A 23,662-nucleotide genomic window follows, 5' to 3' on the forward strand; every position below is an offset into this window, starting at 1 on the left:
GCTTCTCGACCCAGTACAGGGCCATCCGCCTCGCCCATGGCCGTCGCCTGCTGCGCCAGAGCCCGCTCAGGATCGGGGAGGTCGCCACGGCCTGCGGCTTCTCGAGCGCGGCCCATTTCGCGCGCAGCTACCGGTCTCAGTACGGCTGCAGCCCATCCTCGGAGCGTTGAAACACGCCGGAACAATCCCCCCGGACTTCATTGCGGGGACCGTCCGACATAGGGCGCAGGCGGCATCTCCGCGGTTGGGGCACGGGTCCGGTCTTCCAAGACTTTGCTATCTCTCCGTTGCCGAACACCGACCTGTGCCGGACTGAAACCTGAACAGATGGCTCTGGACCGGGCTGATTGGGAGGATCAGCCAGGACTGAAGGCGCCGGACATGCGGCGCGGTCAGCAGGCGAACGCGGAGCAGGTCGTGCTGACGCTGCGCCGGATCGAGGTGCAGATGCCCCTCGATGGGCTCGGTCGGTGACGCTTACGACGCCATGGCCGAGAGCTTGTTCTCCACCCTCGACTGCGAGTTGCTCGCCCGCCGCCTACGCGCAGGAGACCGGATCTCAACGGTCAACCGCACCTCTGCTCAGCCAAGTCACAAAAACGGGGCAATTCCAGGATCGTCGTCGCGCTGACGCCGTAGCGCTTGGCCGAAGCTCTCACCCTTTCCTGACGTCCCTGACTTGCGCGACGGATCACCTCCTTCGTGGGGGCGCTGCCGTGGAGAATCAGGCCGACGGCGCATCCCTCGCAGCCGGGTCGTTGGCCTTGCCACCACGCCGCGTAATCAAACACGTGGCTGCTTTCGCTGCTCTGAGCCCTGCCATCGATAGGGTTGCAGCCCGCCTCACGCCGAACCCGGGTGATGACCGCCGTCGTCATGAGCTTCCCGGGCGAGAAATGGGTGATCCGATGGCCCCAAATAAAGGTGCTGCTGTATGGCCAGCCGAAACCTTATCACACCCGACGATGCAGATCGATACGACAACAAAATTCTGCCGAAGACAATAAATTCGTCTCACTTTCGTTCGATATGATTTCCGGTCAGAGAAGTCAAGTTTATAGTGTATCTTGCTGAGTCAAAATTATTGAATTGCGGTTTGTATCCGCTGTCAAGTGCTAAGTTGAGCTTTGCGGCTATAGCCAAAGACCCGATTGCAGCTTGAACAGGATGACTTTTCGTATCGCTATTTGAATTGTCGAGCATCGATTTCGCCGGAGGATTGGGTCGATGCTTGGACTGCTTGACTGAAAGGCAAAAATTTCTTCTTGCAATCGACAATCGCTCGCTTGCGTCTCTGAGGACGCGACCGGAATTTCCTGGTGATGCTGGGATCTTGTCCGCGTCGATCCAATGTTGCATGGCCTCGCGCAGCTCGGCTTCGGCCTCTTCAGGCGTTGGAACAGGCGGCGGCGGTATGTCCGGCATTTTGGTCAAGCGCCGTTCAAGTATGGCTCGCGCGCATGCAAGCTCGTACTTCCGATCAATGCCGAACTGATACACGTTCGAAATACGTGTTTCTGCAATCTTCAGGCGTTCCAGATTTGGAACGACAAGTCGATCGCCGTTGTTGTGCCAGACATGATCGCATTTCTCACCGTTGACACCCCAAAAAACCCCGTATGAGGTACTGATCTTTCCGGAGTGTGCATCAATTATTCGCGTGAAAAGGTACTGGTCGCCGTAATCCGCATCATGATGGAGGATGCATGCCAGGTCTCCCGACTTGGCTAAGCTATAGTAATGCTCCAGATCTGTGATCATGCGCTCAGTCCGATCTGAGAATTTGCAAGAAAAACTATAGATCGATCGATGATGATGTTCATTGTCTGATAGGTGACAATCGGCAGCACCTATGGCGAGCGTGCGTTCCGCTGTCCCGGAGCAAGTCCCGAACCATGAGACCGCCTATATGAGCTGAGCAGTGTTGCGGGCAGCATCAATATCGCGTGAACGACAAGATTTTGAGCAGCGACCGTCTATCGAAATATTATTTCTGAGAGAAATATCCAGCTATATACCGTATTTCTGACAGCAAAACTTTTTATAAAAAGTTGCTATTCTGCAACGGCGATGCGTATCGACTCCGAATTGGCCGTTTTTGTATTGCGAACTGCCGGTTTTTGCCCATGATTAATGCGATAGGGCTCGATCAATAGAACCCATGCGGTTCTAAGATCACTTCAGAGGCCCGGTCAAAATAATGGCACGGGCTTTCGAGCCAAGTATTGCCAGTTCTGTCGGTCTCTCGGTTTTGGGGATATCTATGAGGATCTTAAAAACGACTCTGCTATGCTCCGGCGCAGCCTTCACTGCCGTCGGGGCTGCCCATGCCGCCGACTTGCCGGTGAAGAAGGCGGTCCCGATCGAGTACGTTCGCGTGTGCGGTGCATACGGCGCGGGCTTCTTCTATATCCCCGGGACAGATACGTGCTTGCGGATCTCGGGCCGTGCCCGGTTCGAGGGTGGCTATCAGCCGACCTACACGCGCCAGTCCGGTACCAATAACGGCGACACCGCCGGCTACCGCGGGCTCCTGCGCATCAACATGGATGCGCGAACGCAGACCGCCTACGGCACCCTGCGCGCCTTCGTCCGGCTTGAAGCCGGCTCCCGCACCGGCGGCCCCTACGGCGGCGGCACCTCCGGCACCCAGCAGCGTATCGGCAACGCGTTCCCCGGTCTCGGCACCGATGAGTTCGGCCGCGCCCAGCAATACGTCAACGTCGACAAGGCCTTCATCCAGTTCGCCGGCCTGACCGCCGGTCGCGCCTCCTCGTTCTTCGACTTCTACGCCCACGACTTCGAGTTCGCCGCCGCCACCGCCGGTTCGGACGTCTTCTCCACTAACCTGCTCGCCTATACGGCGACCTTCGGCAACGGCTTCTCCGCGACGCTTTCGGTCGAAGACCCGACTGCGCGCCGCACCCCTGTCTTCTCGCCGCTCGCGATCTCGGCAACCGTCAGCACGGGCAGCGTCCAGAACTTCGGCGTCACGAACCAGCCGGCCCCGGTGTTCGTGAACTTCAACGGACGGACGCCGTTCACCACCAGCACGCTCGACGTGATCCAACGCAACGAAGTGCCCGACTTCGTCGGCGTGGTGCGCCTCGATCAGGCCTGGGGCTCCGCCCAGCTGTCGGCCGCCTCGCACCAGATCGACGTCGGCGATCTCGCCAACACGGTTCCTGTCGCCGGCGCGACCGGCATCGCGCACACGCGGGCTGCTTACGGCTACGCGGTTCAGGGTGGCTTGAAGATCAACGCGCCGTTCATCGCCCCCGGCGACGCCCTCTATCTGCAGGGGGCGTACACCAACGGCGCCCAGATGTACTCCGGCTACTGCTCGTACTCCGGCTGCTACGCGCAGACCGCGACGACCATCGAGGGGCAGAAATTCGCGCAGTACTTCAACGATGCCACGGTCAACCCGATCACCGGGCAGCTCCAGAAGGCCACCAACATCACGGCCTCGGCCGCATACCTGCACTACTGGACGCCGGAATGGCGCTCGGCCATCTTCGGCAGCTACGGGGAGCAGGATTTCTCGGCCGGCGCCCGCGCTGGCCAGGGCCTCATCTTCTCAGGGGTGAACGGCGTCGCTGGCGCCAACGCGTTCGGCACGAACGCCGTCGGTGTGCCCGGCACGCGCTTCTACGCACTCAGCGCACCGCTGCGCGACACGTATCAGATCGTCGCGGGTGCCAACATCATCTGGTCGCCGGTCAAAGATCTTGATATCGGCCTTGAAGGTTTCTACACTCAGATCGGCGTCAAGAACGGTCGCGTGATCGATATCGACAAGGATCCGACAGCTTACACCCGGATCAGCGCGATCAACGCCGGCGGCTTCGTGCGCACCACCACGTCGGACGGCATCGAGCAGATCCGTATTCGCGTTCAACGCGACTTCTAATCACCAATCGAGACCGGTTTGTTCTCCAAAGCTTCCCGGTCTTGATGTCCCCGTGCAAAGGGACCCCACTAACCCGGCCTCACGGCCGGGTTTTTTTATAGGGTGCGCACCGAACCGAGGTGTTGTGCGGGCTTTGGTTTCGCGATGCCGGGGCGCCGCATCCAGCCTGGAGGCGGCGATGGCGGACCTGTTCCGGCTCTCGGATGACCAGTGGGCAGGGGCCTGGTCGGCTTTTCCTCTGAACCGTCCATGAGGCGAACGTGCCGCTTCGAGCGCGGTCCAGCCGGCCGCTTCGCGCCCGACGCGGCGGCTGCCTCGTCTTCAGCATAAATTCAGCAGATCCCGCCACGACTGCCCGGAGCGGCGCAGCATCGAGGATCGTTCATGGGGCTTCCCCCGCATCCGGATCGCGTGCGGACGAGCCGACTCGATTTCTGGCTCGCCCGGAGCGCCATCGCCTGCGTCGCCGGCTTGCAACTGCTCGTCGTCAACGACCTGTCGCTCGGGCCGCGCTGGCTCGCCCCCGCCCTCGAGATCGCCCTGCTCGTGCCGCTCTCGACGATCACCGCCTGGAACCAGGGCCGTGCGCGGCGTGCCACGACCGATGCGCACTGGGCCGAGATCCACCGTTTCCACCGCCTGATCCGACGGCTGGCCATGGTGCTGACCGCGCTGGTCACCGTGGCCAACACGGCCGCCCTCGCAGCCCTGGTGCGCGCCCTCCTGAACGGCAAGGCGGCTGGCGGCCCGACCCTGCTGGTCGATGCCCTCAACATCTGGGGCACCAACGTCATCATCTTCGCCCTGTGGTTCTGGACCACGGATCGGGGCGGCGCGGCCCTGCGCGGCCGTCCAGGGGCGGGAGATCCGGATTTCTTGTTCCCGCAGATGACGATGGCGCCGGGCGATGCCCGGACGCGGTTCGTCCCGGGTTTCGTGGACTACCTGTTCCTCGCCTTCACCAACGCCACCGCCTTCTCGCCGACCGACACGCTGCCGCTGACGGCGCGCGCCAAGCTGTTGATGATGGCGGAAGCGCTGATCTCCCTGTTGACCGTGGCGCTCGTCGCCGCCCGGGCGGTCAATATCCTCGCATAGGTCCGGGCGAGCCGTCGGGGAAGAGAAGCGCAGGTCTTGCATGCCTGCCTGGACCGTCGCTTCGTCCGACGGCCGGCCCGATCCGGATGCGTGCCGCATGACGGAATTTGCCGCGCCGTCCGCAACACCGATGCGGTTGCTGGGCGGTATCGGCCGGCCACGCGCCAGTGCCGCTTCTTCCGTCGAACGCTTGTCACTATGGTGGCAGCCCGTGCGCGCACCACGCGTTTCTGGCGAGCGTCATGCCTGTACATCGGGTCCTATGGGCAGAACGTTTGCCGCACGCCGTTGACCGGTCGGACGCGGCGATGGCCGCATCGGCCCGGTGGGGCGCCGGAGGGCATCGGCCCTGGACGGCGCCGGCGATCCGCGCCGCATGCGTCCTCGCCGTCGCCCTTCGCTGTCTGACGCCGGCGATGTGCACCGCGCAGAACGCCAACACGGGTGCGGGCGGCGATCCGCGCACCTCGGTGGCGCAGCCGGACGTCTCGGGCAAACCGTCCGCCGTCGCGACCACCTCCATCCAGTCGGCGTTGGGTGCCCTCGGGGACCCGACCGGCCTTCGCGGTTTCCTGGCAGACCGCGGGTTCGTCTTCAGCTTCAACGCCATCGCCGACATCCTCGGGGACACGAACGGCGGCACGCGTCGGACCGCGACGGTCGTCGGCCGCATCGACATGCAGATGGACGTGGACCTCGACCGGCTCGCGGGGTGGAAGGGCTTGGCGTTCCGGGCTGAGGCCTATCAGATCAACGGCGCGGGACTGACCCGGGCGGCGGTCAACGACCTCGCCGTGGTCAGCGAGCTGGAGGCGCTGCCGTCGACCCGTCTGTACGAGTTGTGGGTCGAGCAGCAATTCCTCGGCGGCCAGCTGGCGGTCAAGGTCGGCCAGATCGCGGCCGACACCGAGTTCCTCGTCAGCCAGACCGCGACGCTGTTCATCAATTCGACGTTTGGCTGGCCGACCATCGCGGGCACGAATCTCCCGAGCGGCGGCCCCGCCTACCCGTTCGGCGCTCCGGCCGTCCGGGTGAAATACCTCCCGAACCCGAACCTCTCCTTCCAGGTCGGGCTGTTCGATGGCGACCCGGCCGGCCCGGCGCAGGCGTGGAACGACCCGGACCCGCAACGACGCGATCGGACGGGGACGAACTTCAGATTGTCGGACCCGCCGTTCCTGATCGCGGAGGCCGCCTACGCGTACAATTTCGAGGAGCGGGACCGCTCCGGCCAAATCCTGGACGAGCCTGGGACGGTCACGGTCGGGGGCTGGCACCATTTCGGCCGGTTCGACTCGCTGCGGATCGACAGCGCGGGTCGCTCCCTCGCGGATCCGTCGACGACCGGCGTCGCGCGACGCTTCAGAGGCAATGACGGGCTCTACGCGATCATCGATCAGACCGTCTTCCGGGAGCCGGGCGAGGATGACGAGGGTGCGAGCGTGTTCGTGCGCGCCGTGGGCTCCCCCGGCGACCGGAACCTGGTCGATCTCTACGTCGATGCGGGCATCGGCTACCGCGGCCTCCTGCCGACCCGTTCGAACGATACCGCCGGCGTGGCGGTATCCTACGCGCGCATCTCCTCGTCTGCACGGGGCTTCGACAGCGACGCCATCCTGGCGACCGGACTGGCGATGCCGCGACGCCGGTTCGAGGCCCAGGTCGAAGCGACATACCAGGCGGTTCTGGGGCCGGGCGTTACCGTGCAACCGAACCTGCAGTATGTCTTCCATCCGGGCGGCAACATCCCCGATCCCCGGGATCCGACCGGGCAGCACATCAAGAACGCCACAATTGTCGGCGTCCGGGCGACATTGACCTATTGAGACGCATCCCAGGTCCCGTAGGCTTGGCTGCATCGCTCACGGAGGCGTTCCGAGAGGCGGTCGGAGGCTTCCCGGTCGAAAACGGACCCCCTGTCGTACGGAGCATAGGCCTGTGCCGGGCGCCTGCGGCGCCGAACACGATGCCGATCCTGACGGGGTCGACGCGCCCGATCCGGTCCTTCAACGCGCTTCCAGCGGATCCTGGAAGCGGACCTCCGGGCGGCATGACTCCCGTCAGCGCAGTGTGGCGGCGCGATCCGGATCCGCTCGGGTTTCGGGCTCATGGAAACCCGTCGACAGTTCGGACTTGAGCGCCTCGTAGAACAGGGATGCCGCTGGCGTCAGCGACGTATTGCGGCGGCGCACGAGGCTGATCGTGCGGTGAATCACGGGCTCGGTCAGCAGGATCTCGATGAGGTCGTCGCGTGGGGAGGCGCTCTTCAGGGCCGCCGGGAGGATTGCGGCGCCGATGCCCGCCGACACCAGCGCGAGGGCGGTCGGCGTGCTCTCGACCACGAACCGACCACGCGGCGGCAGGCCTGCCGCCGTCAGCTGAGCCTCGACACGGGGCCGGTTGCCGCTGGCGCCGCCGAGGGTCACGAGATCCGCGCCGGAGAGGTCCGCCCACCGGACCGCGCGCCGCCCGGCCAGGGGATGGCCGGGGTGGCAGATCAGCACGAAGGGATCCCGCACCAGCCTGTCCTCGACGAGGTTGGCATCGGTCTCCTGCTCGATGTGAATGCCGAAATCCGCCTCGCCCTTGCGCACCGCTTCGGTAACGAGCGCACCGGAGCGTTCGAGGACCTGGACCCGGTTGTGCGGGTAGTCTCGGGCATAGGCCAGCAGGATCGCCGGCATCCGGCGGAAAGCGATCGACTGGACGGTCGCCACCGTCACGTCGCCGACGCCCAGCCGCGAGGTCGAGCGCAGGCGCTCGACCCCGTGGGTGAAGTCGGCGATGAGCCGGGATGCCAGCGGCAGAAACTCGCGCCCGACAGGGCTGAGGCGCACGGTCCGTGTCGTGCGATCGAGAAGCACGGCGCCGAGGAAGCCTTCGAGCTTCTGGATCCGCCGGGTGAGCGCCGTCTGCGTCAGCCCGAGACTTTCCGCAGCCCGGCGGTAGCTGCCAAGCTCCGCAATCAGCACGAAGGCCTGAACGCCGTCCACGGGAAGCTTCATGCGGAAAAATCATGAATTGATGAGATCAATTCATTTTACTCGATGATGCCTGCACGGGACAAGTGACGGTGGGTCGAAGCCCGACCGACATAAATCGACCCCGGCTTGAAACGGGGCGATGCGGAGGAAACGATGAGCGCGAATGCCGCCGCCGGGTCGCCGGTCGCGACCTCGACCCGTCCGGTAACGGCGCCGAAACCGGTCTGGACCCGGGCCATGGAGGCGAGGGTCGGCATCATCCCGCTGCCCGTATACGTCCTGCTGCTCGCCCTGATCGCCGCCTTTGCCGTCAGGGGTAAGATCTCGGGCGAGGTCACGGTGATGATCGCCGTCATCGTCGCGGGGGGCTTCACCTGCGCGGAGATCGGCCGGCGTATTCCCGTGTTGCGGGCGGTCGGCGGGTCGTCCCTGGTGACGATCTTCCTGCCCTCCTTCCTCGTCGCCCATCAGCTCCTGCCGGCGCCGTTGGTCCAGGCGGTGACGACCTTCACGAAGTCCACGAACTTCATCTACCTGTTCATCACCGCCGTGGTGGTCGGCTCGATCCTGAGCATGGACCGGCGGGTGCTGATCCAGGGCTTCGCCAAGATCTTCGTGCCCCTGGCGCTGGGCTCGGTCGCCGGCCTTCTCGCCGGCGGCAGCGTGGGCTGGCTCGTCGGCATCGGCTTCTGGCGGTCGATCCTCTACGTCGTGGTGCCGGTGATGGCCGGTGGCGTCGGCGAGGGCGCGATCCCGCTCTCGGTCGGCTATGCCGAGGCGCTGGGCGTCGATCACGGCGGGATGCTGGGTCAGATCCTGCCGCTGGTGTTCTTCGGGAACCTCGTCGCCATCGTCTCCTGCGGCGCCCTCAACACCCTGGGCAAGCGCCGGCCGGACCTCACCGGCAACGGCCGGATCCAGCCCTCCGCGAACGGAGAGGCGGAGGCCGACCCCGGCGCCGTCCACCGCGACACCTCGGGGATCGATGTCGCCACCGTGGCGGCCGGCGGCATCACGGGCATCGCCATCTATGTCTTCGGGACGCTGATCCATGCCCTCGTCGGGCTGCCGGCCCCGGTGGCGATGCTGTTCCTCGTGGTGCTCGCCAAGCTGCTGCACGCGGTGCCGGCCTCGCTGGAAGAAGGCGCCCGCGTGGTGTTCCGGTTCTTCGTGGTGGCGGTGACCTACCCGCTCTTGTTCAGCACGGCGGTGGCGCTGACGCCCTGGCACGAATTGGTCGAGGCATTTCACCCGGCCAACCTCGTCACCATCGTGGCGACCGTGCTGGCCCTGACCGGCACCGGCTACGTCGTCGGGCGCTGGCTCGCCATGTACCCGATCGAGACCGCGATCGTGAACGCCTGCCACAGCGGCCTCGGCGGCACGGGGGACGTGATGATCCTGACCGCCGCCGAGCGGATGGAACTGATGCCCTTCGCCCAGGTCGCGACCCGGATCGGCGGGGCGCTCACCGTCACCGCCGCGCTCATCGCCATGGCCCATTTCAAGATCGTCTGACGGAGGCACGCCGTGCTGATGCGCTCGAAGCTGTTCGTCCCGGCCTCCCGGCCCGAACTGTTCGCGAAGGCCGCCGCCGGCCCCGCCGACGCCCTGTCGTTCGACCTCGAGGATGCCGTGCCGGAAGCCCGCAAGGACGCGGCGCGAGACAGCCTCGCGGCCTACCTGCGGGAGGCGCCCTCCGATCTGCGCAAGGTCGTGGTGGTGCGGGTCAATGCTCCGGGCACGGCGCATTTCGCCGCCGACCTGGAGGCGGTGGCCCTGCCCCGCACCGACCTGATCAACCTGCCGATGATCGAGGATCCGGCCGCCGTCACGGAGGCGGCCACGCGGCTCGACCGCCTGGATCCGGCGGGGCGCATCCGCCTCCTCGTCAACATCGAGACGCCGCGCTCCCTCCGCCGGGCGGCGGACCTCGCCTGCGCCCATCCCCGCGTCGCCGGCCTTCAGGTCGGTTACGCCGATCTGCTGGAGCCCTGCGGCATCGACCGGGACGATGAAGCCGCCCTCGCCCAGATCCGCGTCGCCGTCCGCCTCGCCGCCGCCGAGGCCGGCCTGCCGGCCTATGACGGGGCCTTCGCGGCGGTGAAGGAACCGGAGGCGTTCCGCGCCGAATGCGAGGCCGCCCGCCGGCACGGATTCGCGGGCAAGACCTGCATCCATCCCGCCCAGGTCGGCATCGCCAACGCCGCCTTCCTGCCGCGCCCCGACGAGGTGGAATGGTCGCGCCGCATCCTCGCGGCCGCCGCCGAGGCCGAGGCGCGGGGCCTCGGCGCGATCCTCGTGGACGGGCGGATGATCGATCCGCCCTTCCTGGCCCGCGCCCGCGCCGTCGTAGCGCTGGCCGACCTCCACACCGGGACGGAAAGCCGATGACCGTGCGCGAACTGCACCGACGCGATTACCGGCCCGAGGCCAAGGGCATCCTCGACGGCGTGCGCATCCTCGACCTCTCGCGTCTCTTCGCGGGCAACGTCCTGACGCAGATGCTCGGCGATTTCGGCGCCGAGGTGATCAAGGTGGAGCCCCCCGAGGGCGACACCCTGCGCGCCTGGAAGACCGCGGGCGTCGAGACCCACTGGAAGATCTACGCCCGCAACAAGAAGAGCCTGTGCCTGTCGCTGCGCGATCCGCGGGCGATCGATGTGATCCGCGCCCTGGTGCCCTCTTGCCAGATGCTGGTGGAGAGCTTCCGGCCGGGGGTGCTGGAGGCAATGGGGCTGTCGCCCGAGGCCCTGCACGCCCTCAATCCCGGGCTGACGATCGTCCGGATCTCCGGCTGGGGGCAGGACGGGCCCTACGCGCAGCGGCCCGGCTTCGGCACGGTGATCGAAGGCTTCTCGGGCTTCGCCGCCATGAACGGCTTTGCCGACCGCGAGCCGGTGCTGCCGCCGATGTACCTCGCGGACGGCGTCGCCGGGCTCACCGGCGCCTCGGCCGCGATGATCGCGCTCCGCGAGGTGGAGGTGAACGGGGGCCGGGGGCAGGTGATCGATCTGCCGCTCCTCGACCCGCTCTTCGCGATCCTCAGCCCCCAGGCGGCGCATCACCGGCTCACCGGCACGGTGAAGCCGCGCACCGGCTCGCGCTCGACGAACTCGGCGCCGCGCAACGCCTATCGCTGCAGCGACGGGCTCTATGTCGGCCTGTCGGGCTCGATCCAGAAGATGGCCGAGCGCCTGTTCCGGGCGATCGGGCGCCCCGACCTGGTGGACGACCCGCGCTTCCGCACCAACGCCGACCGGCTGCGCCACGTGGACGAACTCGACGCCATCATCGGCGCCTTCATCGGGCAGCGGACGCAGGACGAGAACGTCGCCTTCTTCGAGGCGGCCGAGGTGACGATCGGCCCGATCAACGATGCGGCCGGGCTCGTCGCCGATCCGCATGTGGTCGAACGCGAACTCATCGCCGACTATCCCGACCCGGACATGGGGCTCCTCCCCATGCATGCCGTCGTGCCGCGCCTGCACGACCGGCCGGGCTCGATCCGCACCCCCGCGCCCAGCCTCGGCCAACACAACGAGGAGCTGCTCGGCCGGATCGGCATCACCGGCGCGGCCTTCGACGCACTGGTCGAGGCGGGCGTGGTCCGCAGCGGGGACGGCCGTTGACGACACCGACAGGGAGGATGGGAATGCCCACGCTGACACGCCGCGGTTTCGTCGCGGCCGCCATGGCCGGATTGGCGGCGGCCGACGGGGCGCTCGCCGCCGACGGAGCGGTCCCGAACTCCACCGGGACCGAACGACCGCGCAACCGCGCGCCGGCCAAGGCCTGCGATTCCCACTTCCACATCATCGACGCGCGCTTTCCGCCCCCGGACACGCCGAAGCCCCCGGGCACGACCGTCGACGATTACCGGCTGCTCCAGGCGCGCCTCGGCACGACCCGTGCCGTGCCGGTGCAGCCGAAGAACCACGGCACCGATCCGACCTGCCTCCTCGACGCCCTCGCGCGCTTCGGCGGCAACGGGCGCGGCATCGCCGTCCTCTCCCCGGACGTCACCGACGCCGACTTGAAGCGCCTCGATGCCGGCTATGTCCGCGGCCTGCGCTTCAGCGTCTGGAACCCGAACGACACGGTCGCCCCCATCGCGACGATCGAGCCCCTGGCCAAACGCATCGCCGATCTCGGCTGGCACGTGCAGCTGCACATGTCCGGGGACCAGATCCGGGAGAACGCGGCGCTCCTGAATCGGCTGCCCTGCCCGATCGTGTTCGACCATATGGGCCGCCTCGACCCCGCCAAGGGCCCTGACGACCCCGCCTTCGCGACCATCGCCGGCCTGGTCGAGAAGGGGCGGACCTGGGTGAAGCTCGCGGGTGCCTACCTGAACACCCAGGTCGGTCCGCCCGGCTACCCGGACGCGACGCGCATCGCCCAGGCCTTCGTGCGGCTCGCCCCCGAACGCCTCGTCTGGGGTAGCGACTGGCCGCACGTCACCGAGACGCGCAAGCCCGACGACGCGGTGCTGTTCGACCTGCTCTCCGACTGGGCCGGCAGCGAGGCGGTGCGCGACAGAATCCTCGTCGAGAACCCGGCCAAGCTCTACGGCTTCGCCTGATGGGAGAGCCGCCGATGCAGATCTCGACCATGCCCTCCCGCCGCCAGGTCGCCGCTTGGCTGGCCGCAGGCGCCGCCCTCACCGCCGGATCGGCGCGGGCCGCCCCCGGCGAGGAGCCTCCCCTCGCCGATCGGCTGGCGGCCTACGCCCACGGCCTGCGGTTCGAGGATCTCGACCCGGCCACCGTCGAGACGGTGAAAATCCACCTCATCGACTCGCTGGGATGCGGGCTCGCCGCCCTCGATGCCGGGCCGGTGCGGATCTGCCGGGAGATCGCGCTCAGTGACGGAGCAGGCTCCGCGACCATCCTCGGCACCGACCGGCGGACCAGCCCGGAGCTCGCCGCCTTCGCCAACGGCGTCGCCATCCGCTACGAGGATTTCAACGACGTCTATGTCGGGCGCGAGCCCGGCCACCCCAGCGACACCATCGCCGCCTGCCTCGCCGTGGCCGAGGCGGAGGGGGCCACCGGCCGGGATCTCATCGCGGCGATCGCCCTCGCCTACGAGATCGATTGCCGCCTGCTCGATGCCGCCGAGGTGACGGGGCGTGGCTGGGACCATCCGGTCTACAGCCTGCCCGCCTCGGCGCTGGCGGCGGGCAAGCTGATGCGGCTCCCGCCGGAGGCCCTGACCCAGGCCGTCAACCTCGCGATCAACGGTCACATCGCCCTGAACCAGACCCGCGTCCAGACGCTGTCGGACTGGAAGGGCGTGGCCGATGCCGAGGCGACCCGCGCGGGGGTGTTCGCGGCGCGCCTCGCCCGCGCCGGTCTCACCGGCCCGGCGCCGATCTTCGAAGGCCGCGCCGGGTTCTTCAAACAAGTCTCGGGCCCGTTCACAGTCGAGGTCGCGAATTTCGGCGGCCAGGGACGAACCTTCCGCATCTCGGAATGCGGGATCAAGCCCTACCCGGCGCAGGTCTACTGCTTGACGGCGATCCCGGCGGGCATCGCCCTCGTCGCCGAAGCCGGCGGCGTCGAGGCCATCCGCAGCCTGCGCATCGACACGACGCGTCTCGGCTACGTCACCGCCGGCCGCGACCGTGAGAAGTGGCGCCCCACCACGAAGGACACGGCCGACCACAGCCTGCCCTACATCACGGCGCGGGCGATGCTCGACGGCGCCATCACCAACGACAGCTACGCCCCCGACAAGCTCCACGACCCGTCCCTGCTGACCCTCATCGACCGGATCACCGTCGCCGAGGATCCGGCGCTGACGGCCATGCAGCCGAAGGCGGTGCCGAACCGTCTGACCGCGACGCTGACGGACGGCCGCGAGATCGTCCGGCAGGTCGATGATGTCCCGGGCTTCGTGGCGCGGCCGATGACCCGCGACGACGTCGAGCGCAAGTTCCGCATGAATGCCGGCAAGCGGCTCGACCCGCTCCAGGTTCGCCGCGTCCTCGACGCCTTCTGGGCGATCGATGAACGGCCCGGCCTCACCGCGCTGCTTTCATCTTTGTCCTGAGCAACGGGAAAGGAAGCGGCCATTCCGCACGGATTTAAATATCTTCTCATGTATTACGCCGCACTTGCCAGGAATTAAGCTTCGATTTTTTGGCGGAAGTCGATTTTATTGATTTGCCATCTATATCTTGCTTTCGTGATAACGTCATAATACATTTTCTTATGACGACAAAATGACGTTTGCGACCAAGAAAACCACGATACTCACGTTCAAGTCGCGAATTCGCGCAAATCCAGTAGTATTCGGTTCAAAAATTTGCTAGATATCGCGCCGCTCCACGATCAAAAACTTATGTTAGGAAGTCGCGCACAACGACAGCTATTTCTTGCAGAGATTGCCCGCATGATCAGAGATCCTTCAGTGCATACTGCAATCAGCACTCGTCGCCTCGCGGCCATCATGAGCGCTGACATCGCTGGCTACAGCCGGATGATGGGTCATGATGAAGAGGGAACTCATGTCAGGATGACCCGATACAGGCGCGACATCGTCGAGCCTACAGTCGCGGAGCACAGTGGAACCATCGTCAAGCATATGGGCGATGGATTTCTGGCCGTATTCGACAGTCCGCTCGAAGCCACCCGGTGTGCGATCGTAATTCAGCAGACCATAGCGGCGCGCAATGCCGCCGTGTCCGATAAGACTCATTGGCTTCAGTACCGCATCGGGATCAATCTGGGCGATATCATATACGAGTCGAACGACATATTTGGCGACGGCGTGAATATCGCCGCACGACTCCAGACCGCGGCGAAGCCAGGAGATGTCAATATATCGGGAGGCGTGTACGAGCAGGTCAAGAACAAGCTCGTGTGCGGCTATCAATCGCTTGGCGACGAGCGCCTCAAGAACATCACCGATCCCGTCCGCATCTATCGCGTCCTGCCGGATCCGTCTGCTGTCGTGAACACCGATCACGGGGTCAGGTGGGTTGCTCGGACGGCCGTTCCCATCGTCGGCGCCTGTGCCCTGACCTTCGGCATCGGTGTCTGGTACGCGACGCAGAGGCTCGCCGACAAGCAGGCGATACCCGATGTGGCCGCTCGCGGCGGCGAGCAACCCATCCCGAAGCCGACGCAGGAGATGCCCGCCCCGGTCAGTGTCGAAGCCAAGGTCGAAGCCAAGTCATCCGAACCGCAAACCGCGATACCTCACTCGGCGCTCGTCGCGCCCCCGCCGCAGGCGCCGATCTCGGAGCCTTCGCCGGTCGCCGTGCTCGCACCGCCGATGCCTGCGCAGCGTCCGGAACCGGCCACGCCGTCGGACGCCTTCCGCGACTGTCCCAATTGTCCAGATATGATCAGCCTGACCGGCGGGATGTTCCGCATGGGAAGCTCGTCAGATCTCAGTGAGAAGCCGGTCCACCAGGTCAACGTCGCCCCCTTCGCGCTCAGCCGCGTCCCGGTCACGAAAGCGCAGTGGCAGACCTGCGTCGCCGCGAAGGAATGCACGTACCATCCCGATGGCGCGGATGATCTTCCGGTTCGCAATGTGAGCTGGAAGGACGCACAACAATACATTGCATGGTTGTCGAAGACGACGTCGAAACCGTATCGCCTGCCGAACGAGGCCGAGTGGGAATACGCGGCGCGCGCCGGGACGACCACAGCGTATTGGTGGGGCGCGCGGATGGCCCCGGGTTACGCGAACTGCCGCGGGTGCGGGACGCCGCACGATCCCGAGAAACCGATACAGATCGGGCTTCTGCCCCCGAATCCCTTCGGGCTGCAGGGCATGGGCGGAGGCGTTGCCGAATGGGTCTCGGATTGCTGGCACAGCAGCTACCAAGGGGCGCCGCGTACCGGGTCCTGGTCCGCCCCCAATTGCCGCGAGCACGTCTTGCGCGGGGGATCCTGGCTCAGCGAACTGGACGACGTCAGGGTCAGCAGTCGGGAGGCTTATGACTCCGATGTCCGATATCCGTCACACGGCTTTCGGGTCGCTCTCAGCAGTAGATAGACGAAGAGAATGATGGATGCGTGACTTTCACAAAGCAATGCTCCTGGCGGGACTGTTGTCGATGCCGGGGCCGAGCTGGGCGCAGACGGCCGCGCCCGCCGATGCCGAGACCTACCTGATCTCGCCGCGAGACGGCGCGAAGCTCCGAAATCCGATCATCGTGCGCTTCGGACTCAGGAACATGGGCGTCACCCACGCCGGCGACGCCGCTCCGAACATGGGCCACCATCACCTTCTCATCGACGTCACGGAGCCGATCAACCCGACGGAACCGCTGCCCTCCAACAAGAGGTATCTGCATTTTGGAGCCGGGCAGACAGAAATGAAACTGGAGCTGCCGCCCGGCAACCATACGCTTCAACTGGTCCTCGGTGACGCGAACCATAAGCCCTTCCAGCCTCTGGTCTCCTCGAAGATCATCCATATCCGCGTTCTCCGTTCCAAATCAGTCGCGGCACGCCGGTCATAGGCATCCCGTCGCTGGCGGTCCCCGACCGCCGGTCCAGTGCCGGGGTGATACCGTCGGCGCGCGGCAGCCCAAGTCGATCGGGCGATTTTGGGGGCCAAGCTTCTCGATTCATTCGAGGGTGCATCTCAGAACGTCAGTATTATAAAGAATACCGTAGTCTTAAGTTACTTTTCGACCGCTAAAAACGTCGTGATTATGTGTCGGGGAGGAATTTGATCGTTGGGAGAAGCTTGGCCGGCTCGTGGGTGCCCGCATGGGCAACCGCAGCGCTTCCCCGGGGGGTGGGTCGTCCGGTCAGGCCGGTGGCACTGCCAAGAGCTTGGGTCACCGCACGAGGGTGTAGGCAGCCGTCGCAAAGGTGAATCGCGCTTCGACATTGGCCGGTCCCCTGAGCTTGACCTTCCTCAATCCTGCCTCCGCCCCGATCCAGCTGAAGGCCACTTCGATCCGCTTGCGGCAGCGTCGGCCGATCGCGTAGCCCGCGTGTCGCGTGGTGCGGCCATCGAGAACGGTCTTGCGCATCCTGCCGGTCTTCGACACCGCCCCGTTGACGGCGATGTGCGGGCTCACCCGCCGCGCCCGTAGCGCTCGCACGAAAGCCTCGACGTCGTAGGCCTCGTCCGCCCCAGGCGTGATCCGGTGCCGACGCGCCCGGCGCTCCAGCATAAGCAGGGCGGCGTCCCGCTCGGCCGTGCCGGTGGCGCGGGTGAGGGTCGCGTCGACCACCAGGCCGTGGCGGTTCTCCATCAGCGCATGACCCATGAAGCACAGCCGGCTCTCCTGGCCGTCGCCCTTTACGACAGAGCCGCGCGTCCGGGTCCGTGTCGAGGCAGGGTCTCGTTCGAGCGCGTCTCCTTGCGGAAGTCGGGCACGCCGTTGCGGGCCGGACCCGGATGCCCATCCGGGACCGGGAATCGCTCACGCGACACAGGCAGACTAGCAAAAACGCCTGAGACGACGGTGAGGCCGGTGGAACGGCAGGTTGTCGTCGATCTGCTCGATCAGCATGCGCTCGGAGCGCACCGAGAGGCACGCCTGTAGCAGGGCGGGGCGCAGGAGCAGCTCCGGTGGGATCGAGGGGCCCCATCCCCGAGTGCAGACCCTCTAAGCGCGTTCAGGCGGGCCAGCACCTCGTCCGCCAGGGCTCGGATCGGTCGCAGCGGCTGGTCGGATGGCACCGGCTCTTCCGACGGCCCGTAGCGGAACAGATGGGCCGACCCCGATCCGCGCCCGCGCATCGCTCAAACCCCGCCGATCTCCCCGACAGAGTGAATCATAGCCAAGCCGCCACAGACTTCTTCAGCAGCCTGCTAGCGGCGCCGGCGCTCGCTCATCGGCGGTCGACCAGACCGTGGCGCAGGCCAAACGTCGAGGGTGCATTCGCACGGCCGCCGACAGGACGCGGCCGGTCAGGGCCTGCCCCCGTCGGTCGCCGTGGAGACCGTCACCGATCCCGATTCCGGTCGAGCTCGTCGGCACCGCGATCCTGACGCGCGGTGCGCAGCGACCCGGGATCGCGCCGCGCGTCCCGTCCGTCCTGGCTTGCCTCGCTGCGCCCGTAACGATCGCGCGGGACGCGGCGATGGGGCCGTCGAACGGAAACCGTCCGAAACGCCTGGTGGATACCCGGCCGGTCAATCCTTCGGGGAAGCGCTGCCCGGGCGAAAAGCCGCCCGGGCGGCCGTCAGGACGGGACGCGCTCCTCGTGCGGCTCCAGCACCGCCATCAGGTCGGCCGTGACCTTGTCGATCGGCTGCATGCCGTCGACGGTCTTCAGCATGCCCTTCTCGGCGTAGTAGGCCGACAGCGGCGCCGTCTGGGCGCGGTAGGCCTCCAGGCGCTGCTTGAACACCTCGGGCGTGTCGTCCTTCCGGACCGCCTGGCCGCGGGCCTGGGTCTCGGCGGCGCGCCGCTCGATCCGGCCGACCAGGGCGTTCTCGTCCACCTTCAGTTCGATGACCGTCGAGAGCTTCAGCCCCTTGCCGGCCAGCATCTCGCTCAGCGCCTCCGCCTGCGCAACGGTGCGCGGAAAACCGTCCAGGATGAATCCGCGGCGGGCGTCCGCCTCCTCGATCCGGTCGGCGACGATCCCGACCACGATCCGGTCGGAGACGAGACCGCCGGATTCCATCACCGCCTTCGCCTCGAGCCCGACCGGGGTGCCGGCGGCGACGGCCGCACGCAGCATGTCGCCCGTGGAGAGCTGCGGGATGCTGAACCGCTCAACGATCCGCTCGGATTGCGTCCCCTTCCCCGCACCGGGCGGACCGAGCAGAATGATGCGCATGGCGTTGTTGTCCTCGTTCGGCCCACTCGCTGTGGGCACAAGCCGCGGTGGCGAAGCCTCCCTGGCATCGCCGGGTTCAGGAGTGTCTAGCCGGTTCCGGGCACGGAGACACCCGGACCTTTGGACCAGAGGCGGAGGGACGCTTGCTGCCGCCCCGCCTCTGTATCGGTCTCAGCGCCGGCGTTGCGTGGCCGAGGCGCCGCGCAGCTTGGCCTTCTTCACGAGGCCCTCGTACTGGTGCGCCATCAGGTGCCCGTGGATCTGCGCCACCGTGTCCATCGTCACCGACACCACGATCAGCAGCGAGGTGCCGCCGAAGCCGAGGCTCGCCGCCGCGTAGGACGACAGGATCTCGGGGCACAGGCACACCAGGGTCAGGTATAGGGCGCCGATCACCGTGATCCGGGTCAGCACCTTGTCGATGAAGGCCGCGGTGCGCTCGCCGGGCCGGATGCCCGGGATGAAGCCGCCGTGCTTCTTCAGGTTGTCGGCCGTCTCCTGCGGATTGAACACCACCGCGGTGTAGAAGAACGTGAAGAAGATGATCAGCGCCGCGTAGAGGACCATGAACAGCGGCGTGCCGTGGCCGAGATAGGCCGTGATCGTGCCGAGCCAGCCGGTGGCGCCGCCATTGGCGGAGAAGCTCGCTGCGGTGGCGGGCAGGAGCAGCAGCGACGAGGCGAAGATCGGCGGGATCACGCCCGAGGTGTTGAGCTTCAGCGGCAGGAACGAGGTCTGGCCCTCGTACATGCGGTTGCCGACCTGGCGCTTCGGGTAGTTGATCAGGAGCCGGCGCTGGGCGCGCTCCATGAACACGATGAAGTAGACCAGCGCCACCGCGGCGACGCCCACGCCCAGGATGATCGCCGGCGACAGCGCGCCGGTGCGGCCGAGCTCGAGCGCGCCCGCGATCGCCACCGGCAGGTGGGCCACGATGCCGGCGAAGATGATCAGCGACGAGCCGTTGCCGATGCCCCGCGAGGTGATCTGCTCGCCGAGCCACATCAGGAACAGGGTGCCGCCCGTGAGGGTGATCACCGTCGAGGCCAGGAAGAACGGGCCCGGCTCGATGGCGGCCGAGGAGCCCTGCAGGCCGACGGCGATGCCCCAGGACTGCACCAGCGCCAGGACCACCGTCAGGTAGCGCGTGTACTGGTTGATCACCTTGCGGCCGGATTCGCCCTCCTTCTTCAGCGCCTCCAGGCTCGGGATCACCGAGGTCAGGAGCTGCACGATGATCGAGGCCGAGATGTAGGGCATGATGTTCAGGGCGAAGATCGCCATGCGCTCGACGGCGCCGCCCGAGAACATGTTGAACAGCCCGAGCACGCCGCCCGCCTGCTGCTGGAAGTTGCGCGCGAACTGCTCCGGATCGATGCCGGGGATCGGGATGTACGTGCCCAGCCGGAACACCACGAGGGCGCCGAGGGTGAACCAGATGCGCTTCTTCAGCTCATCGGCCTTGGCGATCGCGCCGAAATTGAGGTTGGCGGCAAGCTGCTCGGCGGCTGAGGCCATAAGCGTCGCGTCCTGGACATGTCGCCGGGCGAGAGGGCCCGGATGAAACGGAAACGGCGGCCCGCGTGGTCGCAGGGCCGCCGCTCGAAGGATCGGCTTAAAGGGTGCGCGGAGCCCGTGCAACGGGTCCCGGGGTCGCTCCCGCAGCGTCCGTCAGGCCGTGGCCGCCTCGCTGCCGCCGCGGGTGGATGCACCCTGGGCGTAGACGACGCTGACCGAGCCGCCGGCCTTCTCGACCGCCTCGACGGCGGACTTGGAGGCGCGGGTGACCTCGAAGCTGAGCTTCGCGGTCAGCTCGCCGACGCCGAGCAGCTTCACGCCGTCGCGGGGACGGGCGATGATGCCGGCGGCGACCAGGCTCTCCACCGTCACGGTGGCGGCCTTGTCGAGCTTGCCGGCGTCCACCGCCTCCTGGATCCGGCCGAGGTTCACCTCGTTCAGGTCCTGGGCGTAGAGGTTGTTGAAGCCGCGCTTCGGCAGGCGACGATGCAGCGGCATCTGGCCGCCCTCGAAGCCCTTGATGGACACGCCGGTCCGGGCCTTCTGACCCTTCACGCCGCGGCCGGCGGTCTTGCCCTTGCCGGAGCCGATGCCCCGGCCGACGCGCATCCGATTCTTGGTTGCGCCGGGATTGTCGCTGATCTCGTTGAGCTTCATCGGGACCTCCTCACGCCACGTCGCCGTGGACGCGCACGAGGTGCGCAACCTTGCGGATCATGCCGCGCACGGAGGGAGTATCCTCCAGCTCGGACACGCGGTGGAGCTTGTTGAGCTTCAGGCCGACCAGCGTCTGGCGCTGGCTGGCCTCGCGGCGGATCGGCGAGCCGATCTGTTCGATGCGGAGCGTCTTCTGTGCCATCGGACCCTCCCTCACGCGACCGCGGCTTCGGACTGGTCGGACGGGTCGGCGTCGCGGCGGCGCGACTGCAGGGTCGACACCTTGATGCCGCGGCGGGCGGCCACAGCCCGGGGGCTGTCCTCGTTCTTGAGCGCCTCGAAGGTGGCGCGCACGAGGTTGTAGGGGTTCGACGAGCCGAGCGACTTGGCGACCACGTCCTGCATGCCGAGCGTCTCGAACACGGCGCGCATCGGACCGCCGGCGATGATGCCGGTGCCCTGCGGGGCCGCGCGGAGGATCACCTTGCCGGCGCCGTGGCGGCCGTTGACGTCGTGGTGCAGGGTCCGGCCCTCGCGGAGCGAGACGCGGATCAGGCCGCGCTTGGCGGCTTCCGTCGCCTTGCGGATCGCCTCCGGCACCTCACGGGCCTTGCCGTGGCCGAAGCCGACGCGGCCCTTCTGGTCGCCGACGACGACGAGGGCCGCGAAGCCGAAGCGACGGCCGCCCTTCACCACCTTGGCGACGCGGTTGATGTGGACGAGCTTGTCCACGAACTCGCTGTCGCGCTCCTCGCGATCATCGCGGCGGCCGCGGCCCCCGCCTTCCCGTTCACGTGCCATGTTTTTGCAACCTATCTCACTGGCGCAGATCCGAAGACCCGCTCGCTCGATTCCCCTCCCACCAATCTCGGGCTTGCCCGAGATTGGCTCTTGCCTGCTCAGATCGGCCAAGCCCGATCTGAGTGGGAAGGGGTTAGGGGTGGGGGTGGTGCAGGACCCGGCGCACCGGTTCCTCCTGATCTACCCCCACCTCCGGCTCCTCCCCGCAGGGGGGAGGAGAAGAGGCCCATTGTCGGCCTTAGAACTCCAGGCCACCCTCGCGGGCGGCCTCGGCCACGGCCGCGACGCGGCCGTGATAGATGTAGCCGGAGCGGTCGAAGATCACCTTCGTGACGCCCGCGGCCTTGGCGCGCTCGGCCACCAGCTTGCCCACCGCCTTGGCGGCGGCGACGTCGGCGCCGGTCTTGAGTTCGCCCTTGAGCGCCTTGTCGATCGACGAAGCGGCGGCCAGCGTCTTGCCGGCGACGTCGTCGATGACCTGCACGTAGATCTGCTTCGACGAGCGGAACACCGAGAGCCGCGGACGGCCGTTGGCGGCCGCCCGCAGCGCGCGGCGGACGCGCGCCTTGCGGCGATCGAGGGCTTCGAGCTTGCGAGACATGATGCCCTCCTTACTTCTTCTTGCCTTCCTTGCGGAAGATGAACTCGCCCGCGTACTTCACGCCCTTGCCCTTGTAGGGCTCGGGTCCGCGGTAGTCGCGGATCTCGGCGGCGACCTGACCGACCTGCTGGCGGTTGATCCCGGAGATCGTGATCTCGGTGGGCTTCGGGGTTGCGATCGTGATCCCGGCCGGGATCACGTATTCGATGTCGTGGCTGTAGCCGAGCGACAGCTTGAGGGCCTTGCCGGCCATCGCCGCGCGGTAGCCGACGCCGGTGATCTCGAGCTTCTTCTCGAAGCCCTTCGACACGCCCTCGACGAGATTGGCGATCTGCGCTCGCGACGTGCCCCACAGGGAGCGCGCCGGCTTGGACTGGTTGACCGGCTCCACCGCGATGGCGCCGTCCTTCATCGCCACGCTGACGAGCGTGGGGACGACGAAGGACAGCTCACCCTTGGAGCCCTTCATCTTCACGGTCTGGCCCGTGACGGTGGCGGTGACGCCGGCCGGCACCGGAACAGGCTTCTTGCCTACGCGAGACATGGGATACCCTCCTTATGTCCCGATCAGAACACGGTGCAGAGCACTTCACCGCCGACGTTGCGCTCGCGCGCCTCGTGATCGGCCATGACGCCCTGCGGGGTGGAGACGATGGTGACGCCGAGGCCGTCGGCCACGTGCGGCAGCTCACCGACCGACGAGTAGACCCGGCGGCCCGGCTTCGACACGCGCTTGATCTCGCGGATCACCGGACGGCCGTCGTAGTACTTGAGCTCGATGGCGAACTCGGTGCGGCCGTTGCCGAGGTCGGTCGCCGCGTAGTCGCGGATGTAACCCTCGGACTTCAGCACGTTCAGGACGTTGGCGCGCAGGCGCGAGCCCGGCGTCTGGACGACGTTGCGACGGCGCAGCTGGCCGTTGCGGATGCGGGTGAGCATGTCGCCCACGGGATCGTTGACCATGGGGACCTCCTTACCAGCTCGACTTGACCAGGCCGGGGATCAGGCCCCGGTTGCCAAGCTCCCGCAGGGCGATGCGCGAGACGCCCATCTTGCGATAGTAGGCGCGCGGACGGCCGGTCATCCCGCAGCGGTTGCGGATGCGCGTGGCCGACGAGTTGCGCGGCAGCTCCGCGAGCTTGAGGCGCGCCTCGAAGCGCTCCTCCATCTCGAGGGAATCGTTGTTGGCGATCTCGAGGAGCGCCTTCCGCTTAGCCGCGAAGCGCTTCACCAGCACCTTGCGGGCCTCGTTTTTCTCGACTGAGCTTTTCTTCGACATGTGGTCTATCTCCGGTGTCCGCGTCTGAGGCCCGAGGGC

22 protein-coding genes and 1 pseudogene are annotated in these 23,662 nt (G+C 66.9%); 11 read left to right on the forward strand and 12 right to left on the reverse strand.

Translation table 11 applies throughout. The features are described 5' to 3' along the window. On the forward strand, window positions 1-170 hold a 170-nt coding region (locus MKL01_RS18770; protein WP_243906747.1), incomplete at its 5' end, for a helix-turn-helix domain-containing protein. Window positions 171-1,014: 844 nt separating this feature from the next. Here the strand turns inward: MKL01_RS18770 and MKL01_RS18775 are convergent. Next, the gene (locus MKL01_RS18775) at window positions 1,015-1,761 is read right to left on the reverse strand and encodes a hypothetical protein (protein WP_243906726.1); all 747 of its coding nucleotides are present in this window, start codon (window positions 1,759-1,761) and stop codon (window positions 1,015-1,017) included. Between the two features lie 502 nt (window positions 1,762-2,263). Here MKL01_RS18775 and MKL01_RS18780 point away from each other — a divergent pair. From MKL01_RS18780 to MKL01_RS18790, 3 genes are all read left to right on the forward strand, one after another. Next, complete coding sequence (locus tag MKL01_RS18780; RefSeq protein ID WP_243906748.1) at window positions 2,264-3,913, forward strand: porin; 1,650 nt, start codon at window positions 2,264-2,266, stop codon at window positions 3,911-3,913. A 384-nt stretch (window positions 3,914-4,297) separates the two neighbouring features. Beyond that, complete coding sequence (locus MKL01_RS18785; RefSeq protein WP_243906727.1) at window positions 4,298-5,011, forward strand: hypothetical protein; 714 nt, start codon at window positions 4,298-4,300, stop codon at window positions 5,009-5,011. A 308-nt stretch (window positions 5,012-5,319) separates the two neighbouring features. Beyond that, a complete protein-coding gene (locus MKL01_RS18790; RefSeq protein ID WP_243906728.1) occupies window positions 5,320-6,837 on the forward strand; it encodes a carbohydrate porin in 1,518 nt (505 codons plus the stop codon). A 234-nt stretch (window positions 6,838-7,071) separates the two neighbouring features. On the opposite strand, the gene MKL01_RS18795 is transcribed toward MKL01_RS18790, so the two are convergent. Further along, the gene (locus MKL01_RS18795) at window positions 7,072-8,016 is read right to left on the reverse strand and encodes a LysR family transcriptional regulator (protein WP_243906729.1); all 945 of its coding nucleotides are present in this window, start codon (window positions 8,014-8,016) and stop codon (window positions 7,072-7,074) included. A gap of 132 nt (window positions 8,017-8,148) precedes the next feature. Here MKL01_RS18795 and MKL01_RS18800 point away from each other — a divergent pair, with 132 nt between their 5' ends. The 7 genes from MKL01_RS18800 to MKL01_RS18830 all read left to right on the forward strand — a co-directional run bounded on the left by MKL01_RS18800 (window position 8,149) and on the right by MKL01_RS18830 (window position 16,480). Continuing rightward, entirely contained in the window at window positions 8,149-9,513 is a 1,365-nt protein-coding gene (locus tag MKL01_RS18800) for a 2-hydroxycarboxylate transporter family protein (RefSeq protein ID WP_243906730.1), read from the forward strand. 18 nt (window positions 9,514-9,531) lie between these two features. Continuing rightward, a complete protein-coding gene (locus MKL01_RS18805) occupies window positions 9,532-10,389 on the forward strand; it encodes an HpcH/HpaI aldolase/citrate lyase family protein (protein ID WP_243906749.1) in 858 nt (285 codons plus the stop codon). After that, the gene (locus tag MKL01_RS18810; protein WP_243906731.1) at window positions 10,386-11,627 is read left to right on the forward strand and encodes a CaiB/BaiF CoA transferase family protein; all 1,242 of its coding nucleotides are present in this window, start codon (window positions 10,386-10,388) and stop codon (window positions 11,625-11,627) included. The genes MKL01_RS18805 and MKL01_RS18810 overlap by 4 nt, the downstream gene beginning before the upstream one ends. A gap of 23 nt (window positions 11,628-11,650) precedes the next feature. Beyond that, window positions 11,651-12,580, forward strand: a complete 930-nt coding sequence (locus tag MKL01_RS18815) for an amidohydrolase family protein (protein WP_243906732.1) — start codon at window positions 11,651-11,653, stop codon at window positions 12,578-12,580. A gap of 14 nt (window positions 12,581-12,594) precedes the next feature. Next, window positions 12,595-14,052 (forward strand): MmgE/PrpD family protein, encoded by a 1,458-nt coding sequence (locus MKL01_RS18820; protein ID WP_243906733.1) that lies wholly within the window; start codon window positions 12,595-12,597, stop codon window positions 14,050-14,052. 399 nt (window positions 14,053-14,451) lie between these two features. Further along, entirely contained in the window at window positions 14,452-16,011 is a 1,560-nt protein-coding gene (locus tag MKL01_RS18825; RefSeq protein WP_243906734.1) for an SUMF1/EgtB/PvdO family nonheme iron enzyme, read from the forward strand. A 16-nt stretch (window positions 16,012-16,027) separates the two neighbouring features. After that, a complete protein-coding gene (locus tag MKL01_RS18830) occupies window positions 16,028-16,480 on the forward strand; it encodes a DUF4399 domain-containing protein (RefSeq protein ID WP_243906735.1) in 453 nt (150 codons plus the stop codon). 324 nt (window positions 16,481-16,804) lie between these two features. Here the strand turns inward: MKL01_RS18830 and MKL01_RS18835 are convergent. From MKL01_RS18835 to rpsN, 10 genes and pseudogenes are all read right to left on the reverse strand, one after another. Then, window positions 16,805-17,718 (reverse strand): annotated as a pseudogene (locus tag MKL01_RS18835) (transposase). Between the two features lie 446 nt (window positions 17,719-18,164). Further along, window positions 18,165-18,767: an adenylate kinase gene (locus MKL01_RS18840; protein WP_243906736.1), complete on the reverse strand. Its 603-nt coding sequence runs from the start codon at window positions 18,765-18,767 to the stop codon at window positions 18,165-18,167. A 171-nt stretch (window positions 18,768-18,938) separates the two neighbouring features. After that, window positions 18,939-20,285 (reverse strand): preprotein translocase subunit SecY, encoded by a 1,347-nt coding sequence (secY, locus tag MKL01_RS18845; protein ID WP_243906737.1) that lies wholly within the window; start codon window positions 20,283-20,285, stop codon window positions 18,939-18,941. 153 nt (window positions 20,286-20,438) lie between these two features. Then, a complete protein-coding gene (rplO, locus tag MKL01_RS18850) occupies window positions 20,439-20,942 on the reverse strand; it encodes a 50S ribosomal protein L15 (RefSeq protein ID WP_243906738.1) in 504 nt (167 codons plus the stop codon). Between the two features lie 10 nt (window positions 20,943-20,952). Further along, the gene (gene rpmD, locus MKL01_RS18855; RefSeq protein WP_243906739.1) at window positions 20,953-21,144 is read right to left on the reverse strand and encodes a 50S ribosomal protein L30; all 192 of its coding nucleotides are present in this window, start codon (window positions 21,142-21,144) and stop codon (window positions 20,953-20,955) included. Window positions 21,145-21,155: 11 nt separating this feature from the next. After that, the gene (rpsE, locus tag MKL01_RS18860) at window positions 21,156-21,743 is read right to left on the reverse strand and encodes a 30S ribosomal protein S5 (protein WP_243906740.1); all 588 of its coding nucleotides are present in this window, start codon (window positions 21,741-21,743) and stop codon (window positions 21,156-21,158) included. A 238-nt stretch (window positions 21,744-21,981) separates the two neighbouring features. Continuing rightward, window positions 21,982-22,344 (reverse strand): 50S ribosomal protein L18, encoded by a 363-nt coding sequence (gene rplR / locus MKL01_RS18865; protein WP_010686176.1) that lies wholly within the window; start codon window positions 22,342-22,344, stop codon window positions 21,982-21,984. 10 nt (window positions 22,345-22,354) lie between these two features. Beyond that, on the reverse strand, window positions 22,355-22,888 hold the full coding sequence (rplF, locus tag MKL01_RS18870; protein ID WP_243906741.1) for a 50S ribosomal protein L6: 534 nt from the start codon (window positions 22,886-22,888) through the stop codon (window positions 22,355-22,357). A 23-nt stretch (window positions 22,889-22,911) separates the two neighbouring features. Beyond that, entirely contained in the window at window positions 22,912-23,307 is a 396-nt protein-coding gene (gene rpsH / locus MKL01_RS18875; RefSeq protein ID WP_243906742.1) for a 30S ribosomal protein S8, read from the reverse strand. Between the two features lie 10 nt (window positions 23,308-23,317). Beyond that, complete coding sequence (gene rpsN, locus MKL01_RS18880) at window positions 23,318-23,623, reverse strand: 30S ribosomal protein S14 (protein ID WP_243906743.1); 306 nt, start codon at window positions 23,621-23,623, stop codon at window positions 23,318-23,320. Window positions 23,624-23,662 lie beyond the last annotated feature (39 nt).

Source organism: Methylobacterium sp. J-070 (assembly GCF_022829385.1).
Lineage (GTDB): Bacteria > Pseudomonadota > Alphaproteobacteria > Rhizobiales > Beijerinckiaceae > Methylobacterium.

Coding starts and splice junctions, on each gene's coding strand:
- MKL01_RS18775 (WP_243906726.1), bottom strand. CDS start 1,761: ATGATCACAGATCTGGAGCATTACTATAGCTTAGCCAAGTCGGGAGAC.
- MKL01_RS18780 (WP_243906748.1), top strand. CDS start 2,264: ATGAGGATCTTAAAAACGACTCTGCTATGCTCCGGCGCAGCCTTCACT.
- MKL01_RS18785 (WP_243906727.1), top strand. CDS start 4,298: ATGGGGCTTCCCCCGCATCCGGATCGCGTGCGGACGAGCCGACTCGAT.
- MKL01_RS18790 (WP_243906728.1), top strand. CDS start 5,320: ATGGCCGCATCGGCCCGGTGGGGCGCCGGAGGGCATCGGCCCTGGACG.
- MKL01_RS18795 (WP_243906729.1), bottom strand. CDS start 8,016: ATGAAGCTTCCCGTGGACGGCGTTCAGGCCTTCGTGCTGATTGCGGAG.
- MKL01_RS18800 (WP_243906730.1), top strand. CDS start 8,149: ATGAGCGCGAATGCCGCCGCCGGGTCGCCGGTCGCGACCTCGACCCGT.
- MKL01_RS18805 (WP_243906749.1), top strand. CDS start 9,532: ATGCGCTCGAAGCTGTTCGTCCCGGCCTCCCGGCCCGAACTGTTCGCG.
- MKL01_RS18810 (WP_243906731.1), top strand. CDS start 10,386: ATGACCGTGCGCGAACTGCACCGACGCGATTACCGGCCCGAGGCCAAG.
- MKL01_RS18815 (WP_243906732.1), top strand. CDS start 11,651: ATGCCCACGCTGACACGCCGCGGTTTCGTCGCGGCCGCCATGGCCGGA.
- MKL01_RS18820 (WP_243906733.1), top strand. CDS start 12,595: ATGCAGATCTCGACCATGCCCTCCCGCCGCCAGGTCGCCGCTTGGCTG.
- MKL01_RS18825 (WP_243906734.1), top strand. CDS start 14,452: ATGAGCGCTGACATCGCTGGCTACAGCCGGATGATGGGTCATGATGAA.
- MKL01_RS18830 (WP_243906735.1), top strand. CDS start 16,028: ATGCGTGACTTTCACAAAGCAATGCTCCTGGCGGGACTGTTGTCGATG.
- MKL01_RS18840 (WP_243906736.1), bottom strand. CDS start 18,767: ATGCGCATCATTCTGCTCGGTCCGCCCGGTGCGGGGAAGGGGACGCAA.
- secY (WP_243906737.1), bottom strand. CDS start 20,285: ATGGCCTCAGCCGCCGAGCAGCTTGCCGCCAACCTCAATTTCGGCGCG.
- rplO (WP_243906738.1), bottom strand. CDS start 20,942: ATGAAGCTCAACGAGATCAGCGACAATCCCGGCGCAACCAAGAATCGG.
- rpmD (WP_243906739.1), bottom strand. CDS start 21,144: ATGGCACAGAAGACGCTCCGCATCGAACAGATCGGCTCGCCGATCCGC.
- rpsE (WP_243906740.1), bottom strand. CDS start 21,743: ATGGCACGTGAACGGGAAGGCGGGGGCCGCGGCCGCCGCGATGATCGC.
- rplR (WP_010686176.1), bottom strand. CDS start 22,344: ATGTCTCGCAAGCTCGAAGCCCTCGATCGCCGCAAGGCGCGCGTCCGC.
- rplF (WP_243906741.1), bottom strand. CDS start 22,888: ATGTCTCGCGTAGGCAAGAAGCCTGTTCCGGTGCCGGCCGGCGTCACC.
- rpsH (WP_243906742.1), bottom strand. CDS start 23,307: ATGGTCAACGATCCCGTGGGCGACATGCTCACCCGCATCCGCAACGGC.
- rpsN (WP_243906743.1), bottom strand. CDS start 23,623: ATGTCGAAGAAAAGCTCAGTCGAGAAAAACGAGGCCCGCAAGGTGCTG.